Here is a 16,380-nt window from a genome sequence, read left to right on the forward strand (position 1 = left end):
GCAATACGGAAGGTTTTTCAGCCGGTTTAAGATTGATGTGTTTACTCTTCCATCATGACCCTTTCCGTTACCCTCTCCGAAGTTTCAAAATCTTTTCCTTCGAACAATACCCAGTCGGCCTTGACATGTACTCCTGCAGTTTTGTTTTTTATCTGTACAAACATTCTGTCCAGGTACATTTTACGGTTATTAACGGTTACGGTAACCACCGGTTTTCTATGGGAATTCAGAGTGAGATAAAGTTTTAGTTTTTTGGATACTGCCAGGTACATTTCGTAGAGGTCCGGCGCCAGATACTCCGTCGCGATACCGTATGCCAGTTTTTTTTGTGCCAGGTTTAACGGTTTTCTGATACCTCCTTCGGTATACACAATCCGGTAAGCCTCTACAGGGTTATTCCGGGCCAGGGACTTGCCTTCCATCCTGGCATCGTAGACGTAAGTATTGTGGTTATTACTGTGCTGGATATAAAAAAGCCTGGTAGGTGTTGTTTCCGGTACCGGGTAACCATTCTGGGCGAAAGAAACGGAAAAAAGGAAAAGGAAACCCAAAAAGCAGGATAATTTTATAGCCGGGCAGAAAGACGGATATCCGGATAATATTAACAGGCGAGTCGTTTGATAAAACATAAATACATTATTTAAGTTTAAGAATTTCCGTTTAATACCTCTTCTGCTTCATTTTTCTTTTCCGGATATCTTTTCTACACTTTGTGTCCACAGCTTATATCATATCCAGGGGTTTGACCCAGGTAACCCTTCGTTTGTGTTTCTTGTGCTCTTCGTAGTGTTTCCACAGGAGCTGGACCGCCATGTTTTCTTCCAGCTCAGGGTTGGATTCGACATATCGCATGCCCCTTTTCCGGAATATCTTATTCGTTTCGTTAAAAATAATGGCCGTAACCCCCTTGTTCTGATATTTCGGGTCCACCCCAATGAGATATAATGTTGCGGAAGTGCTCTTTTTTTGCGCTTGCAGGATGTGGAAGAAACCGAAGGGGAAGAGTTTGCCTTTTGCCTTTTGTAAAGCCCTGGAAAAAGAAGGCATGGTAATGGAAAAAGCTACCATCTTACCGTTTTCATCCACAATGAACTTGACAAAATCGGGATGTATGAATTTCAGGTATTTTTTTTTGTATTGCTCTATCTGGGGTTTCTGGATGGGGATAAACGATTGCAGGTCCTTGAAAGAACGGTTCATAAGGTCGAACATGTCATCGGCATATTCCACCAGCTCTGCGGAAGACTTGAACTGCAATAATCTCAGGTTATACCTTTTGAGGATAATATCCGAAAACTTACCTATTTTTTCCGGTACCGTATCGGGTATGCCGATGAGGAATTCCACCCATGCTGCGCCTTCGCTGAACCCCAATTTCCTGAAGTGTTCCGGGTAGTAGGTGTAATTGTATATGGTGGACATATTGCTAAGCTTGTCAAAGCCTTTTACGAGCATCCCGGCTTTGTCCATATGGGTAAAACCTACAGGCCCTTCAAGATATTTCAGTTCTTTTTCTTTACCTATTTCCGCCACTTTAGCCAGCAGGGCTTTTGTGACTTCTATGTCATCCACTACATCGAACCAGCCGAACCGGATTTTTTTCTTTTGTTGTTCTTCTACCTCTATATGGTTGATGATTGCGGCGATACGTCCTGCTATTTTCCCCTCTTTATATGCCAGAAATAACCACACGTCCGCGTTTTCCAGGGAAGGGTTTTTTGTTTTATCAAAAGTCGCTATTTCTTCTTTGATAAGGGGAGGGACCCAATACGGAGAATCCTTGTAGAGTTTAAAGGGGAATTTGACGAAAGCTTTCAGCTCTCCCGGTTGCTTCACTTCTTTTACGGTAATCATAAGTCTATATCGAAAGGATTTTCTTTTCTTTTGCCCTTTTTCTTTTTATTTTTTCGCTTCTGTTTCTTTGTCTTTTCGTACTTGATCTTTTTTCCTGCCTTATGATCCAGCAGCTCCGGGTTCTCTGTTTCATTCTCTTCATCTTTATCCTTGTCATCCTCCTCCAGGGGTACGGGTATATATTCGTCTTCATGATAGTCCAGACGATATGATACGCCCAGCCCGGCAAACAACCTGGAGGGAGTATTTTTTATATTAATACCGGCGGAAGCATCTACCTGTAAGTGGCTGTTTATAAGCCTGGCCGCCCCGAACCGGAAAATGCCGTCACCGTAGGTGTCACTCTTAAACCCCTGGTGCTCTGCAAAGACAGAATATCGAGGGTCCGAAAGGGAGTGGGTTAAAGTTAAGATATAGCTAAACAAAGGATCATCTCCTCCGAGCCGGTCGAATATGAAGTTGGTCGTAAATACCCAGCTTCCGGCAAAGTGGCTTTGCGTGATGAGCATGGCCTTCATGGACAGGGACGGCTCGTCCGGGTAAAACGGATTGTCCCCGAAAAGCAGGTTGGTACCGATATAGGCCGAAACGGCCGGTATAAGATCCGACAGGTGGAATGCCGTATGATCGTCACGCCAGCTGTAGAGGTTAGCCTCTCTTAACTTAGGTTCGAAGATCAGGTATTTGGCACCGACAGTATTCTGGTAAAAATTGCTTTGTCTTACCGTATAGGGAGTGGCGGAAGTATTGTAGGTTATGTTGTCCCACATATAAATACCCTGCCAGGTTATTTCAAGTCTTTCTTCGAGTACGCCGACCCTCAGGGCAAAATCCGTTCCGTATTGTTCGTTTTCCGTCCGCAGGCCGTCGTGTTTCCGTCTTTCATAAAAAACTCCCATTTCTGCCTGGTAAACATTTTTACCGGGAGCATAGGCGCTGACTGACCTTCCGGGACGATTGGAATTAATGATATCCGTATACTGTGCATACAACGGATTGCCCGTAACCAATGTCAGAATAAGTAGTTTAAGATAGAGATGTTTCATAATTGCGACTCAGGTGTTTGTGTTCGGATATTTTCCGGCACCGGGGTGAAAACCGGATTTTTAAAGGCCCCGGGATATTGTTATTGAATTAAAGGTTAAAACCTGACCCCGGTAACATCGGGATTCATTACAGTTTCTTAGTTTTCGTTAATTTTAGCTGCTGATTCACGGGTAACGGGATCAGTCCTCTAAAATTATTCCTGGTAAAAAGGATTTTCGGTTTGCTAAAAAAACAACCTGTGGATTTCCAACGCATAGCAGATTGTTTTTAAGAAAAGCCCTTATCCGCACCCCGGCCCTTAAAAATTATAACGTACGACCGGTCCCGATATTTGCCCAAATATATAGATTTTATTATTTTTTTATGAAATTGCGTCCTGTTTTAAAATAAGAGAATCGTATTTTTGACGTTAGAATAAATATTGTTTTTGAATGCAGTTACTAAGAACCATAGCATTTATTGTTATTTTTTATTACCTTTTCCGTTTCCTGGCGAGGATGTTCGGCCCCATGTTATTCCGGTATGCCTCTAAAAAAGCACAGGAAAAATACCAGGAACAACACCGGAACCGCACACAGGGCGGAGGGAGAAGAGAAATGCCGCAGGAGGGAGAAGTGGTCATAGAAAATACACCGGAAAATATCAGAAAACAAAGAACTTCAAAATCCGGTAAAAAAGTAGGAGAGTACATCGATTTTGAGGAAATTGACTAACTGAAACCAAACCTTCTTTCATGCAGATAAAAAAGATCTTGCCTCATTTTATCATTGTCCTGGTATTTATTGCAGTTTCTATAGGGTATTTTATACCCGCACTACAGGGGAAAAAAATATTCCAGAGCGATATCGTACAATTTAACGGTATGGCCAAAGAACAGCGGGATTTCATCAAAAAAACAGGGGAAGAACCTTACTGGACCAATAGTGCTTTCGGGGGCATGCCCACCTATCAACTGGGGGCCAATTATCCGCATGATTATATTAAAAAACTGGACCGGACCATTCGTTTTCTGCCGAGGCCGGCAGATTACATGTTCCTGTATTTCGTAGGATTTTACATTCTGCTACTGGTCATGAAGGTCGATTACAAACTGGCCTTTCTCGGTGCCCTGGCCTTTGGTTTATCTACCTATCTCATTATCATTATCGGTGTGGGACACAATGCCAAGGCCCATGCCATCGGTTATTTTCCCGTAGTACTGGCAGGAATACTGCTGGCATTCCGGCAAAAGTACATTTCAGGATTCCTGCTGACCGCTTTCGGGATGGCGCTGGAAATAAGTGCCAATCATATTCAGATGACCTACTACCTGATGTTGCTGGTCCTGGCACTCGGAGTAGTATACGCTGTTGAAGCTTTCAGGAAAAAAGAGGTGCCCCGGTTCCTGAAGACCTGTGGCATTCTTGTGGTCGCCGTATTTATCGGGATACTGACCAATGCCACCAACCTGCTGGCCACGCAGGAGTATGCACAATGGAGTACCCGTGGCAAAAGCGAACTGACCGTAAACCCGGACGGGTCACCGAAAAAAGATGCGAACGGACTGGATAAGGAGTATATTACACAATATAGCTACGGCATTACGGAAACATTGAATCTTTTTGTACCGCGGCTTTTCGGGGGATCGAACAGTGAAAAGCTCGGGGAAGATTCCGAAACCTATAATTTTTTATTGAAACAGGGAGTACCGAGGGTGCAGGCCCTGGATTTTGCGGAAAACCTTCCTACGTACTGGGGAAAACAACCTGGTGTAGCCGGGCCGGCATATGTGGGAGCGGTAATCTTGTTCCTTTTTGTACTGTCATTATTCCTGGTTAAGGGAAAGACCAAATGGTGGCTCCTCGCGGGAATACTCCTGTCGCTTTTACTGTCCTGGGGAAAAAATTTTAGCCTGCTGACCAATCTGATGATCGATTATTTCCCCATGTACAATAAATTCCGTGCGGTATCTTCCATACAGGTGATACTGGAATTGTGTGTGCCCGTGCTGGCCATCCTGGGACTTGGGCGGTTCTTGGACAGTTCGCGGTCTGCAGAAGAAAAAACACAGGCATTGAAATGGACAGCTATAATAATCTTCGGCCTGCTGGCACTGTTGTTTGTCGGGCGCGGCTTTTTTGACTTCAACGGGGCTGGTGACGCGGCATACCGGCAATATTACGGGAATGAGATCGTAGACAAAATAAAGGCAGACCGGAAAGCCATGTATACCGCCGACCTTTGGCGTACTTTTATTTTTGTAGTGCTCGCTGCGGGGGTTTTGTGGCTTTACCTGAAAGGAAAGTTTAAGTATATGTATGTTGTCGGCGGTTTTACGGCCCTGGTGCTTTTTGACCTGAGCGGTGTCGCCAGACGCTATGTGGACAAAGATGACTTCGTACAGGCCAAAGTGATGGATATCCCTTTCCGGGAAACTCCCGTAGACAAGGAAATACTTAAGGATACTACCCATTACCGGGTTTATGAACCCTCGGTAGGCCTTAACGGGGCCAGGACTTCGTATTTTCACCATTCCGTAGGCGGATACCATGCGGCCAAACCGGGCAGGCTGATGGAATTATTCGAGTACCAGGTGGCTAAAAATAATATGGCTGTACTGAACATGCTCAATGTGAAGTATGTGATACAGCAAAATGAGGAAGGTAAATTATACCCAGCCCGGAACCCGGAAGCGGCAGGAAATGCCTGGTTCGTAAAAAGACTGATCCCGGTGAACAATGCGGACGAAGAGATGAATGCGCTGGACAGCCTGCAGGTACGGGAAGAAGCGGTTTTTAACCGGAATGCTTTTGAAGATGTGACGGCCGTAGCGGAACGTTCTTTTGAAGTAAGCCCGGCGGCATCCATACGATTAACGGAATACCGCCCGAATTATCTCAAATACATATCCGAGAACCCGAATGACGGCCTTGCCGTTTTTTCCGAAATGTATTATCCGCACGGATGGAAAGCAACCATAGACGGCAGGGAAACTTCTTTTTTCCGTGCGGATTACGCACTCCGGGCTATGGAAGTTCCGGCAGGAAAACATACTATAGAATTCCGTTTTGAACCCGAAGTGGTGAAAAAAGGGAGTACGATAGCCCTTGCCGGAAATATTCTCCTGGGATTATTATTGTTGGGGGGAATTTTTTACGGGGTAAGGAAAAAGAGGGAACATGCGGTTGGTGACCGGTAGCGGATGTAAAGAAAATGTTCCCTGGTTTGAATGATTACCCCGGATGGGTTCGAGGTGCCCCGGCCGTATACGTATAGTATAAAATTACCTCATATCTGAAAATTTCAAATCTGTAGAATCCTGAAGAAAAAAGTACTTATCATAACTTACTATTGGCCTCCTGCGGGCGGTCCCGGGGTGCAACGGTGGCTCAAATTTGTCAAGTACCTGGGCGAGTTCGGCGTGGAACCCGTGGTTTATGCCCCTGAAAATCCGCATTATCCTGTAACGGACAAAAGTTTTGAAAAAGAAATACCACACGATATTACCGTCCTCAAACGCCCTGTATTCGAACCGTACGCCATAGCTTCGGTGCTTTCCGGAAAAAAGACAAAAGAGATAAGTTCGGGGCTTATAAGAGAGAAGAAACAGTCACCCGTCGAAAAAATACTTTTGTGGATAAGGGGAAACCTCTTTATTCCCGATGCCAGGAAATTCTGGGTAAAACCTTCCGTCCGTTACCTTTCCGGATACCTTCGCAAAGAAAATATAGATACTGTCATTACTACCGGTCCCCCGCATAGTGTGCACCTCATCGGAATGGGGCTGAAAAAGAAAAGGGGAGTGAGATGGATAGCTGATTTTCGCGATCCGTGGACCAGTATCAGCTATCACGAAAAACTGAAACTGTCGGGATCTTCCCGGCGAAAACACCAGGAACTGGAACAGGAAGTATTGAACAGGGCAGATCGTCTGCTGGTTACCAGTTTTACTACCGCGGATGAATTCAGGGAAAAGACCGGGACCCCCATAGAGGTGATCACCAATGGCTACGACCTGACGTTCACGGAAAACGTGGAGCCGGATAAAACCTTTACCATAGCCCATATAGGGTCCCTGCTTACGGAGAGAAACCCGTTGATACTGTGGGAAGCCCTGGCGGAACTTACGGCAGAGCACAAGGATTTTGCGGATAACCTGGTGCTGAAGTTTACGGGTACTGTCAGTAACGAAATTCTCAATACCCTGGAGGAATACGGGTTGAGCAAATATCTGGTACTTCCCGGCTATGTATCGCATGAAGAAGCATTAAAACTACAGCGATCTGCGCGGATATTACTGCTCATAGAAATGAACAGAGAAGAAACGCGGGGTATCATACCTGGTAAGCTTTTCGAATATATGGTGGCCAAAAGACCTGTAATTGCCATAGGGCCGGAGGGCTGGGATGTGGCCCGTATCATAACGGAAACCGGGGCGGGAACTACATTTACCTATGCAGAAAAAGGGGCATTAAAAGACAAGCTTTTCCAGAGTTACGAAAGGTTTCTGTGGAACAAGCTAAAAGTTTCACCTTCCGGTGTACAGAAATACAGCAGGAGGGCGCTGGCGAACAAACTGGCAAACCTTATCCTGGAAAACATGCCCGTAAAAGAAAACGGGGAGAGGGGATCGTAAATTCCGGACTTTTACGGAACTTTGTCCGGCGTGGGACAACCCGGATGTGAAAATCACAGGCCGGGGGCATTGCGGGTCTCACGTTGTGAGTTAAAAGCATTTACAGCCTATATTTATGGGAATAGTATTCCGTCAGACGCTTAAAAATACGGTTAATACATACCTCGGGTTCGGACTCGGGGCAGTAAATACCTTGTTCCTGTATACCAATTTCCTTACCGAGGAATATTATGGCCTGGTAGGCTACCTGCTTTCCACGGCAAACATATTGATGCCGCTTTTTGCTTTCGGGGTACATAATACCCTGGTGAAGTTTTTCTCCTCTTATAAAGAAGAGGAAGAGCGGCGGAAGTTTGTTTTTATGATGTTTATTCTTCCGCTCTCCGTTATTATACCCGTAGGATTGCTCGGCACATTGGGGTACCGGTATATCGCGGCATTCCTTTCGCAGAAGAACCCGGTGGTGGAAGATTATACATGGGCCATTTACGGAGTGGCTTTCGCAATGGCGTATTTCGAAGTGTTTTTTGCCTGGGGTAAGGTACATATGCGTTCCACTTTCGGGAATTTTATGAAGGAGGTCTTTCCCCGTGCCGTAGTGATGATATTGCTTTTCATGGTCCATTTCGGCCGGATTGAGATTGAGGATTTTGTCTTCTGGCTTACCGGAATGTACCTCCTGCGCACCGCAGTGATGGCGGTACATACCTGGACCGTAAATCCACCCCGCTTTTCCTGGACTTTTCCCGTCCGTGCCGTTTCGGTATGGAAATATTCGGGGCTCATTGTGGTAGCCGGGTCCGTTGCTGTTGTTTTACTCGATATAGATACATTTATGATCGGGCAGTACAAGATTATAAACAATGTGGCCTTCTATAATGTGGCTGTTTTTATAGCAATGGTCATTGTGGTGCCGTCCAGGGCAATGCACCAGATAACCTATCCCATTACCGCAAAACTGATGAACGAACGTCGCCGGGAAGAGCTGCAAAGCCTTTACCAAAGAAGCTCTTTGACCTTGTACGTTGTAGGGGGGCTGTTGTTCTTGTGGATAACGCTTAACATAAGTGAGTTATACAGGGTTATCCCGGGAAATTACAGCGAAGGGATTATCGTGGTATTCTTTATTGCTCTTGCCAAACTTTCCGAGAACCTGATGGGAAACAACAATTCGATTTTGTTCAACTCGGATTACTACAGGATCATACTTTTTTTCGGGGTATTTCTGGCCGTTCTTACCGTTATCCTGAACATGGTTTTTATTCCGCTGTGGGGAATTGACGGGGCGGCTTTTGCCACGCTTCTGGCGGTTTTGGTATATAACGGTACCAAAATAGGCTTTGTATATGCTAAAATGAAGTTGCATCCTTTTTCCGCAAAAACCTTAAAGACCACCCTGCTTATTATATTTCTTATACTGGTATTCGGCTTCTGGGATTTCGATTTTTATCCGCTTGTCAATATCGGGTTAAAGTCTGTTCTGATAGGGGGGGTATATCTCTTCCTGGTTTATAAACTGGAATTATCCGAAGATATCGTAAGGATAATTGAAAAAGTTTTAAATAAAAAAGCCCGCAGGTAATTAACCTGCGGACCCGATCTTTAAACCTAAAAAACTAACTAAACATTATTTTTATCCCCGGCCTCTTCCCGAAGAAGAAGTCCGTCTGGACATATTTGCTTTACTTCTTACCTGTCTGGCGGATGAAGATCTCACCTGCCTTTGAGGGGCGGCTTTTCTAACCTGGTGTGTGTTTCGCGTTTGTACTCTGGGAGCAGTATGCTGTTTCCGCTGTACGTTTCGCGAGTTGTTATTTACTCTTTGCGGAGCATTTCTCCTTACATCCGGCCTGTTTTGTACTTTGGCCCTTTGCTGTACGGAGTTCCGGCCGTAGGAGTTTCTCTGGTTTGCAGAAGAGTTCCTGTTCCGAACGGCCTCGTTCTGTTTTCTGCTGGTATTAGTCCGCTGGTTAACGCTTTTGTTACGACGCGAATCCGAATTTTTTACTGCGGACGAATTTCTTGCAGCGTTTCTGCCCGACATAGAGGCCCTTGCAGGATTGTCATTCCTGTTATAGGATGATCTCCGGGCAGTGCTCCCCTTGTTGTCCCTCTGGGCTATTTCCCTTCGTAATGAACTGTAGTCATTCCGTTTTACCCTTCGGTCGTTGGCGTATACAGATCGTCTTCTGTTATTTTCTTTATAATGATATGTTCTGCCCACGGTAGCATATGCCCTGCGGTGATTATTCCTGTAGGGTTTGTAATAACTGTATCGTACCGGGTGATAATACCTTCGGTAAGGTCTGTTATACACTATACAGTAACGCGGTAAAGGCCTGGTAAAATAACGGTGGTACGGCCTGTAAACATAACCGCGGTTATAGATGTTGATATACCCGGTAAAATGACTGAACCCCCCGTACGGATCATAGTACACATGAAGTCCGCCGACGCGGATTACCCTGTTGGTATTATAATATACATTTACGGAACCTACCCTGGATACCCGGCCGTAATAATCGTAAAATACTGGGGTATTCATTACCTGGATTACAGCTCCGTAGTCGTCATACTGCACATAGGGATCATAGTTGTAACCCGAGTTAAAACTGATGTTTACATTACCTACATTTACATTGGCGCTAACCTGAGGGTTATTATCGATGTAAAAGTCAAGTTCACCGTTAGGGAAAACGGAAAAAGTAATTCCGTCCTCTACAAAGATGAAAGCATCGTTATAAGGAGAACTGTTCACTGATCCGGTAGCGGCCTTGCCCGAAGTGAAACTAAATAATGTTGCCGTTAATAGTATCAATAACCTTTTCATAATATCCGATTTTTTTTAATGTTAAAATTCAGGTCGGCTACACGAAAATATGATCAATGAGCGTGCCAAAGATATACCGGGAGAGGGTTAAATCATCTCCAGGTGGTCCATGTTGTTGAAAAACAATCGTTTGTGGTGTTTGTTTTTTTGACAGAAAATAGAAGGGAATTTCAGCAGGAATACATCAAATAATATTGCCGTCTACCATTACCAGTTTGCGGTCTGCCATATCGGCCAGTTCCTCGTTGTGGGTGACTATAACAAAGGTTTGCTGAAATTCGTCCCGTAACCGGAAGAAGAGACGATGCAGGTTTTCTGCGGATTCGGAATCCAGGTTTCCGCTGGGTTCGTCGGCAAAGATAATATCCGGGTTATTGATAAGGGCCCGGGCTACGGCGACACGTTGTTGTTCCCCCCCGGAAAGCTCTTTCGGTTTATGGTCGTAACGGTGTGAAAGGTTCAGGAAGTCCAGTAATTCCCTGGCACGTTCTTCGGATTCTTTTCTTTGTTTTCCGGCTATATAGGCAGGGATACAAACATTTTCAACGGCGGTAAATTCGGGCAGCAACTGGTGAAACTGAAAAATAAAACCGATGTGTCTGTTTCGGAAACGCGCCAGTTTCCGGGCATTTAGCAGTTCCACGTTCACATCATTGATCAGCAGGCGGCTGTTACCGTTTTTGGTCATGCGTTCCAGGGTCCCCAGTATTTGGAGCAGGGTGGTTTTTCCCGCGCCGGAAGCCCCTACGATAGAAACCACTTCTCCTTTATTTATGTGAAGGTTCACTCCTTTCAGGACTTCGAGGTCCCCGAAACTTTTATGGATGTTTTCCGCTTTGATCATAAATGGTCTTTTTCCGTAATACGCCGCTTTATAACCCACGTTGGGTTTCTGCAAAGCCCAAAAATAACTTTTATATGGGAGTTGTGGGGAAATTTGCAAATGAATTTTTATTCTTACCTTTAGTTTTAATAATGTGGAAAACGGATATGGAAAACAAAGAATTGTCGGAAGCAATATTCGCCGGAGGGTGTTTTTGGTGTACTGAAGCCGTATTTAAGCGTCTGAAAGGCGTGGAGAAAGTGGAATCAGGATATACGGGAGGGAACATCAGGAACCCGGCATACAGGGAAGTATGTACGGGCAGAACGGGACACGCAGAAGGGGTAAGGATAACCTACAATGCCGGTCTGATAAGCTATGACGAACTTCTGGAAGTATTTTTCGCTACACACGATCCCACGACACTGAACCGTCAGGGCAATGATGTGGGAACACAATATCGTTCGGCGGTCTTTTATAAGGATGAAGAACAAAAAGAAAAAGCCGTAAATTACATAAGGTCACTGGAAAAAGAAAAAATTTACGATAGTCCTGTAGTAACCGAAGTAACGGAAGCGGGACCTTTTTATGTGGCGGAAGCAGACCACCAGGACTATTACGAACGTAATACTTCCCAACCGTACTGCCAGGTGATCATTACCCCTAAACTCCGAAAACTAAAGCATCTTTATAAGGACAAACTGGAAACGGAATAAAAGGACGAATGACGGACTTTACCGATATTACCTATCTGAAGACAGGGAGTGAAATACAGAGAAGGGCATATAAAATACTTACCATACACAGGATCCCGGAGTTGCTGGAATGTTATACACCGTTGCTGGCGGGAACAGTGCCGATAGATATAGCAGTGGAAAAAAGTGACCTGGATATATTGTGTTTTTGGGAGCATAAGGCGGATTTTATGAATAGTGTTGAAGGATCTTTCGGAAAGTACCCTGGGTTTGACATACGGAATATAAGAAAAGGAGGGAAGGATACAGTGATCGCAAACTTTGTGGCAGATGGTTTCCCGGTGGAAATTTTCGGTCAGAATATACCCGTAACAGAACAGGAAGCTTATATACATATGATAGCGGAAGAGGCATTGCTCCGGGAAAAGGGCGAAGAGTTTTGCCGTAATGTAAAGAAGCTGAAACGGGAAGGATATAAGACAGAACCCGCTTTTGGTATTCTTCTGGGGATTACCGGCGATCCGTACAGCACTTTGCTGGCCTATGGCAGAAAAATGGTAAATACTGAAAACAAAAACACAAAATAACGGAAAATGGGCTATAAGAGATTTGAAGAATACAACCTGAAAGTAACCGATGAAATAAAGAACAGTTATCATACGATTATTGCTGAACTTGGAGAAGATTCGGGCAGGGAAGGACTTCAGAAAACCCCGGAACGGGCCGCGAAGGCAATGCAGTTCCTTACCCAGGGATATCACCAGGATGCAGCTAAAATATTAAAGAGTGCCATGTTCAGGGAAGGGTATAACGATATGGTGGTCGTAAAAGATATCGAATTGTACTCCCTGTGTGAGCACCATATGCTACCCTTTTTCGGGAAAGCCCATGTGGCTTATATACCTAAAGGGCATATTGTGGGATTGAGTAAAATTCCGCGCGTCGTAGATGTTTTTGCAAGGCGGTTACAGGTACAGGAAAGGCTTACCCACGATATACTGGAATGTATCAACAATACATTGAAACCACAGGGGGTGGCCGTGGTCATAGAAGCTTCCCATATGTGTATGATGATGCGGGGGATACAGAAGCAAAATTCCGTGACCACCACTTCCGGGTTCCGCGGAGTTTTCGAAACCGTGGAAACCCGGACGGAATTCCTGAGGCTTATTGGCAGTGACCTGTCCTGACGGGCGGGTGGTACCTGAACGGTTATTATTAACAGAATGAATTTAAATACTTGGTTTGTATGACTAAAGGTAATAACGGAAAATATAAGAAACTTATCCTGGGGCTTGTCTTTGATGCTGTGGGCTACCTGTCGTATATTTTCCCCGGTTTCGGGGAATTTACGGATGTGCTCTGGGCCCCGGCCTCTGCATGGCTTATAGCCAGAATGTATAAAGGACAAACCGGGAAAATAGCGGCTGTCCTTTCACTGATAGAGGAGCTTTCCCCGGGGCTGGATGTAGTACCGACCTTTACCCTTACCTGGCTCTATGTGTATGTGTTTAAAAAAGAGAAAGGGATCGATGCGGGGACCGATAAGGAAATAACGGCCGGCACAACAGGAAGAAAGGACTGAAACGGATAAGATAAATAACTAAGCCCGGGGCCCTGTTCCGGTTTCCTGGACGGATATAGGACCTCCTTTTATATAGTTATGAGAAAAGTAGACGGGCTTAGTGTTTATGTCTGAATTTTTTAAGGTATTTCCAGTTATAATAATGGGCCATGGCAATTCCCAATGCCCCGACAGGCGTGAGAACGGCTTCCCATAATTCGTGTATTTCAAAACGGCTCAAAGCTATAAGTATAAATCCGCTTACGGCCAGTATAAGCGGTCGCTTTTTATGGTGGTACCTGGTATAAGAAGGCCATAAGGATAAAACGGCCAGGATCAGTCCGGTGCCTATAAACCCCCATTCAATGATGGGATCGGCCAGAAATGCCAGTCCTCCTAATGTTGAAAATGTGATAATAATAGGGAACACAGCACAGTGTACTGCACATAAAAGCGATGCGGAAAATCCGAGATAATCATACCAGTAACGGTAACCCACTTTATTTGAATCCATAAATGCTACTTTGTTGCAAATATATGTCAAAAAAATATAAATGCTACCAAATTGCATTAATAAAAGTGTTTGTTATCTTTGCCATTAAAAATAAACCGTAATGATTGTTACAAAAGGCCTCTGTTTCAGCTATGATAAGGAGCAGTATTTCCGGTTTCCGGATATTGAAATAGAAAAAAAGGGACATTTGCTTATGCTGGGGGACTCCGGGGTAGGTAAGACTACCTTTCTGCACCTTCTTGCAGGATTGCTAAAACCGGCAGAGGGAACGGTAAGTATAGAGGGGACGGATATTGCAAAATTATCGCATCGCAAACTGGATAAATTTCGTGGCAGGCATATCGGTATAGTATTCCAGAAAGCACAGTTTATACATTCCCTTACCGTAGAAGAGAACCTTCTGCTCATACAAAATCTCTCCGGGGCGGGGCAGGACAAAGGCCGGGTGCACGCTATACTGGAAAGGCTCAATATAGCTCAAAAGGCACATTCCAAAGGTACAAACCTCAGTGAAGGGCAAAAACAAAGGGTTTCCATTGCGGCGGCCCTGGTAAATAACCCGGACGTTATCCTGGCAGACGAACCCACATCAAGTCTTGATGACAAAAACTGCACAGCGGTCACGGAACTGCTCAAAGAACAGGCACTGCAGACCAATGCCAGTCTCGTGGTTATTACCCACGATCACAGAATAGCTTCACAATTTTCTAACAGCATCCGGTTATGAACGTATATAAATTAGGTGTTAAGAATGCTTTGGCCAATCCGTTAAGCACGTTGTTAAGCATATTGCTGCTGGTCCTCAGTATAGGGTTGATCTCATTAATGTTTCAGATTACCAGGCAACTCGACAATAAACTGGAGAAAAACATAAGGGGTATAGATATGGTTGTAGGGGCAAAGGGAAGCCCCCTGCAACTGGTGTTGTCCTCCGTTTTGCATATCGATGTCCCCACGGGAAATATAAAACTGAAAGAAGCCCGGAGGGTATCCCGGAACCCTCTGGTAAAACAGAGTATTCCGGTTTCTTATGGCGATAACTACAAAGGATACCGTATACTCGGTACCAGTAAGGATTTCCTGGAACTCTACGGGGCGGAGACCGGGGCAGGCAGGTTGTGGGAAAAACCTTTTGAAGTGGTTATCGGCGCTACTGTTGCGGATAAACTGCAACTGTCCCCCGGAAGTACATTCTCCGGCTCGCACGGTTTAATGGAGAACAGTGCGGAATCACACGATCACCACCCGTTTACGGTAGTAGGTATTTTAAAACCTACGAGTACCGTAGCTGACCAGTTGATCATCTGTAACCTGGAAAGTATATGGCTCGTGCATGACCACGGCGGGAGTGAAGAACATCAGGAGGATGAACACGATCACGAGGAACATGCTCACGAAGACGGACATGACCATGAACATGAGCATGAGCACGAAGCGCATATCCGGGAAGAGGATAAGGAAATCACTTCCCTGCTGGTAAAGTTTAAAAACCCGATGGGTATGATAACCCTGCCGAGAATGATTAACGACAAGACCAATATGCAGGCAGCCCTTCCTAATTACGAAATAGAAAGGCTGTCCAACCTCCTTAGTGCGGGCAGTAAGGCCATAACCCTTATAGCTGCGGTGATCATGCTGGTGTCCGGAATAAGTATTTTTGTAAATCTCTACAAAGCCGTACGCGAACGCAAATACGAAATGGCACTTTTGCGTACTTACGGGGCATCGCAATGGCAATTACTGCTTTCCATGCTGGTGGAGGGATTGCTCATCGGCCTGGTGGGATTTGTAGGCGGAATACTGCTGAGCAGGCTCGGGCTCCTGGTTTTAGGAGGCTATATCGAAGAGAGTTACCAATATGCCTTAGGCAGTGCCGGCATCATGAAAGAGGAGGTTTTTTTGTTTATCTTTACGATATTATTGACGATATTTGCTACGATACTGGCGGCAGTTCCCGTCTTTTATCTCAATGTATCTAAAATTTTGGCCAAGGATGATTAAGAATGTTTTTTGGATAGGTGTGTTTTGTGTCTTTGCGGTTGTATCCGGAAAGGCGCAGGAGAAGGTTACCTGGAAAGATCTGGCAGATGTTACTTTTACTTCCCGGTATTTTGATACCACGGATGATTATTTTCTGGTTCCGGATTTCGGGCCGAATGTAAAAGCACTGGAAGGAAAGGAAATATCCATAACCGGTTATTTTTTAAGCCTTTCCCCGGAAGAAGGCATATATATGCTTTCCCAGAACCCTATGGCTTCCTGTTTTTTCTGTGGAGGCGGCGGACCGGAGTCCGTACTGGAAATCAAATTTGAAAAGAAACCGGCCTTTAAAACAGATGAGGTCGTCACCATAACGGGTACATTGGAACTGAATGCCGATGATATCAACCACTGTAACTACATACTTAAGGAAGCAAGTGGTTTTGCATTGTGAAAGG

17 protein-coding genes are annotated in these 16,380 nt (G+C 45.0%); 11 read left to right on the forward strand and 6 right to left on the reverse strand.

What is annotated here, in order from left to right; genetic code table 11:
* Positions 1-41 precede the first annotated feature (41 nt).
* From ED312_RS18950 to ED312_RS18960, 3 genes are all read right to left on the reverse strand, one after another.
* Positions 42-551, reverse strand: a complete 510-nt coding sequence (locus ED312_RS18950; RefSeq protein WP_170164558.1) for a DUF4833 domain-containing protein — start codon at positions 549-551, stop codon at positions 42-44.
* A 172-nt stretch (positions 552-723) separates the two neighbouring features.
* Positions 724-1,854 carry a GNAT family N-acetyltransferase gene (locus tag ED312_RS18955; RefSeq protein ID WP_123217606.1) on the reverse strand — a complete coding sequence of 377 codons (1,131 nt, stop codon included), beginning with the start codon at positions 1,852-1,854 and terminating at the stop codon, positions 724-726.
* Positions 1,851-2,900 (reverse strand): transporter, encoded by a 1,050-nt coding sequence (locus tag ED312_RS18960; RefSeq protein WP_123217607.1) that lies wholly within the window; start codon positions 2,898-2,900, stop codon positions 1,851-1,853. The genes ED312_RS18955 and ED312_RS18960 overlap by 4 nt, the downstream gene beginning before the upstream one ends.
* A 432-nt stretch (positions 2,901-3,332) precedes the next feature.
* On the opposite strand from ED312_RS18960, the gene ED312_RS18965 reads away from it, so the two are divergent.
* From ED312_RS18965 to ED312_RS18980, 4 genes are all read left to right on the forward strand, one after another.
* On the forward strand, positions 3,333-3,614 hold the full coding sequence (locus ED312_RS18965; RefSeq protein WP_123217608.1) for a DUF4834 family protein: 282 nt from the start codon (positions 3,333-3,335) through the stop codon (positions 3,612-3,614).
* A 20-nt stretch (positions 3,615-3,634) separates the two neighbouring features.
* On the forward strand, positions 3,635-6,079 hold the full coding sequence (locus ED312_RS18970; RefSeq protein ID WP_240643142.1) for a YfhO family protein: 2,445 nt from the start codon (positions 3,635-3,637) through the stop codon (positions 6,077-6,079).
* 177 nt (positions 6,080-6,256) lie between these two features.
* On the forward strand, positions 6,257-7,516 hold the full coding sequence (locus ED312_RS18975; RefSeq protein ID WP_240643143.1) for a glycosyltransferase family 4 protein: 1,260 nt from the start codon (positions 6,257-6,259) through the stop codon (positions 7,514-7,516).
* 115 nt (positions 7,517-7,631) lie between these two features.
* On the forward strand, positions 7,632-9,098 hold the full coding sequence (locus tag ED312_RS18980) for an oligosaccharide flippase family protein (protein ID WP_123217610.1): 1,467 nt from the start codon (positions 7,632-7,634) through the stop codon (positions 9,096-9,098).
* Between the two features lie 51 nt (positions 9,099-9,149).
* On the opposite strand, the gene ED312_RS18985 is transcribed toward ED312_RS18980, so the two are convergent.
* On the reverse strand, positions 9,150-10,346 hold the full coding sequence (locus ED312_RS18985) for a hypothetical protein (protein WP_123217611.1): 1,197 nt from the start codon (positions 10,344-10,346) through the stop codon (positions 9,150-9,152).
* A gap of 184 nt (positions 10,347-10,530) precedes the next feature.
* Positions 10,531-11,190, reverse strand: coding sequence for an ABC transporter ATP-binding protein (locus ED312_RS18990; protein ID WP_123217612.1), 660 nt, complete (start codon positions 11,188-11,190; stop codon positions 10,531-10,533).
* A gap of 146 nt (positions 11,191-11,336) precedes the next feature.
* Here ED312_RS18990 and msrA point away from each other — a divergent pair, with 146 nt between their 5' ends.
* From msrA to ED312_RS19010, 4 genes are read left to right on the forward strand one after another with little or no spacing between them, the layout of a single operon-like run.
* Positions 11,337-11,885, forward strand: coding sequence for a peptide-methionine (S)-S-oxide reductase MsrA (msrA, locus tag ED312_RS18995; protein ID WP_123217639.1), 549 nt, complete (start codon positions 11,337-11,339; stop codon positions 11,883-11,885).
* An 8-nt stretch (positions 11,886-11,893) separates the two neighbouring features.
* Positions 11,894-12,451, forward strand: coding sequence for a DUF4269 domain-containing protein (locus tag ED312_RS19000; RefSeq protein ID WP_123217613.1), 558 nt, complete (start codon positions 11,894-11,896; stop codon positions 12,449-12,451).
* A gap of 6 nt (positions 12,452-12,457) precedes the next feature.
* A complete protein-coding gene (gene folE, locus ED312_RS19005; protein ID WP_123217614.1) occupies positions 12,458-13,054 on the forward strand; it encodes a GTP cyclohydrolase I FolE in 597 nt (198 codons plus the stop codon).
* A gap of 59 nt (positions 13,055-13,113) precedes the next feature.
* Positions 13,114-13,449 (forward strand): hypothetical protein, encoded by a 336-nt coding sequence (locus ED312_RS19010; protein WP_123217615.1) that lies wholly within the window; start codon positions 13,114-13,116, stop codon positions 13,447-13,449.
* A 97-nt stretch (positions 13,450-13,546) separates the two neighbouring features.
* On the opposite strand, the gene ED312_RS19015 is transcribed toward ED312_RS19010, so the two are convergent.
* Positions 13,547-13,942 carry a MerC domain-containing protein gene (locus ED312_RS19015; protein WP_170164559.1) on the reverse strand — a complete coding sequence of 132 codons (396 nt, stop codon included), beginning with the start codon at positions 13,940-13,942 and terminating at the stop codon, positions 13,547-13,549.
* A gap of 100 nt (positions 13,943-14,042) precedes the next feature.
* On the opposite strand from ED312_RS19015, the gene ED312_RS19020 reads away from it, so the two are divergent.
* Genes ED312_RS19020 through ED312_RS19030 form a run of 3 tightly spaced genes read left to right on the forward strand, consistent with a single transcriptional unit; the run spans position 14,043 to position 16,376 of the window.
* Entirely contained in the window at positions 14,043-14,669 is a 627-nt protein-coding gene (locus ED312_RS19020) for an ABC transporter ATP-binding protein (protein WP_123217617.1), read from the forward strand.
* Positions 14,666-15,943 carry an ABC transporter permease gene (locus ED312_RS19025; RefSeq protein WP_123217618.1) on the forward strand — a complete coding sequence of 426 codons (1,278 nt, stop codon included), beginning with the start codon at positions 14,666-14,668 and terminating at the stop codon, positions 15,941-15,943. The genes ED312_RS19020 and ED312_RS19025 overlap by 4 nt, the downstream gene beginning before the upstream one ends.
* Complete coding sequence (locus ED312_RS19030; protein ID WP_123217619.1) at positions 15,936-16,376, forward strand: hypothetical protein; 441 nt, start codon at positions 15,936-15,938, stop codon at positions 16,374-16,376. The genes ED312_RS19025 and ED312_RS19030 overlap by 8 nt, the downstream gene beginning before the upstream one ends.
* Positions 16,377-16,380: the final 4 nt, after the last annotated feature.

Origin of the sequence: Sinomicrobium pectinilyticum (assembly GCF_003725735.1) — a bacterium.
GTDB lineage: Bacteria > Bacteroidota > Bacteroidia > Flavobacteriales > Flavobacteriaceae > Sinomicrobium > Sinomicrobium pectinilyticum.

What these genes read in the sequence shown, in the direction of transcription:
- ED312_RS19000 (WP_123217613.1), top strand. Translation starts at nt 11,894, where the DNA reads ATGACGGACTTTACCGATATTACCTATCTGAAGACAGGGAGTGAAATA.
- ED312_RS19030 (WP_123217619.1), top strand. Translation starts at nt 15,936, where the DNA reads ATGATTAAGAATGTTTTTTGGATAGGTGTGTTTTGTGTCTTTGCGGTT.
- folE (WP_123217614.1), top strand. Translation starts at nt 12,458, where the DNA reads ATGGGCTATAAGAGATTTGAAGAATACAACCTGAAAGTAACCGATGAA.
- ED312_RS19015 (WP_170164559.1), bottom strand. Translation starts at nt 13,942, where the DNA reads ATGGATTCAAATAAAGTGGGTTACCGTTACTGGTATGATTATCTCGGA.
- ED312_RS18965 (WP_123217608.1), top strand. Translation starts at nt 3,333, where the DNA reads ATGCAGTTACTAAGAACCATAGCATTTATTGTTATTTTTTATTACCTT.
- ED312_RS18985 (WP_123217611.1), bottom strand. Translation starts at nt 10,346, where the DNA reads ATGAAAAGGTTATTGATACTATTAACGGCAACATTATTTAGTTTCACT.
- ED312_RS19010 (WP_123217615.1), top strand. Translation starts at nt 13,114, where the DNA reads ATGACTAAAGGTAATAACGGAAAATATAAGAAACTTATCCTGGGGCTT.
- ED312_RS18980 (WP_123217610.1), top strand. Translation starts at nt 7,632, where the DNA reads ATGGGAATAGTATTCCGTCAGACGCTTAAAAATACGGTTAATACATAC.
- ED312_RS19025 (WP_123217618.1), top strand. Translation starts at nt 14,666, where the DNA reads ATGAACGTATATAAATTAGGTGTTAAGAATGCTTTGGCCAATCCGTTA.
- ED312_RS18990 (WP_123217612.1), bottom strand. Translation starts at nt 11,190, where the DNA reads ATGATCAAAGCGGAAAACATCCATAAAAGTTTCGGGGACCTCGAAGTC.
- msrA (WP_123217639.1), top strand. Translation starts at nt 11,337, where the DNA reads ATGGAAAACAAAGAATTGTCGGAAGCAATATTCGCCGGAGGGTGTTTT.
- ED312_RS18955 (WP_123217606.1), bottom strand. Translation starts at nt 1,854, where the DNA reads ATGATTACCGTAAAAGAAGTGAAGCAACCGGGAGAGCTGAAAGCTTTC.
- ED312_RS19020 (WP_123217617.1), top strand. Translation starts at nt 14,043, where the DNA reads ATGATTGTTACAAAAGGCCTCTGTTTCAGCTATGATAAGGAGCAGTAT.
- ED312_RS18960 (WP_123217607.1), bottom strand. Translation starts at nt 2,900, where the DNA reads ATGAAACATCTCTATCTTAAACTACTTATTCTGACATTGGTTACGGGC.
- ED312_RS18970 (WP_240643142.1), top strand. Translation starts at nt 3,635, where the DNA reads ATGCAGATAAAAAAGATCTTGCCTCATTTTATCATTGTCCTGGTATTT.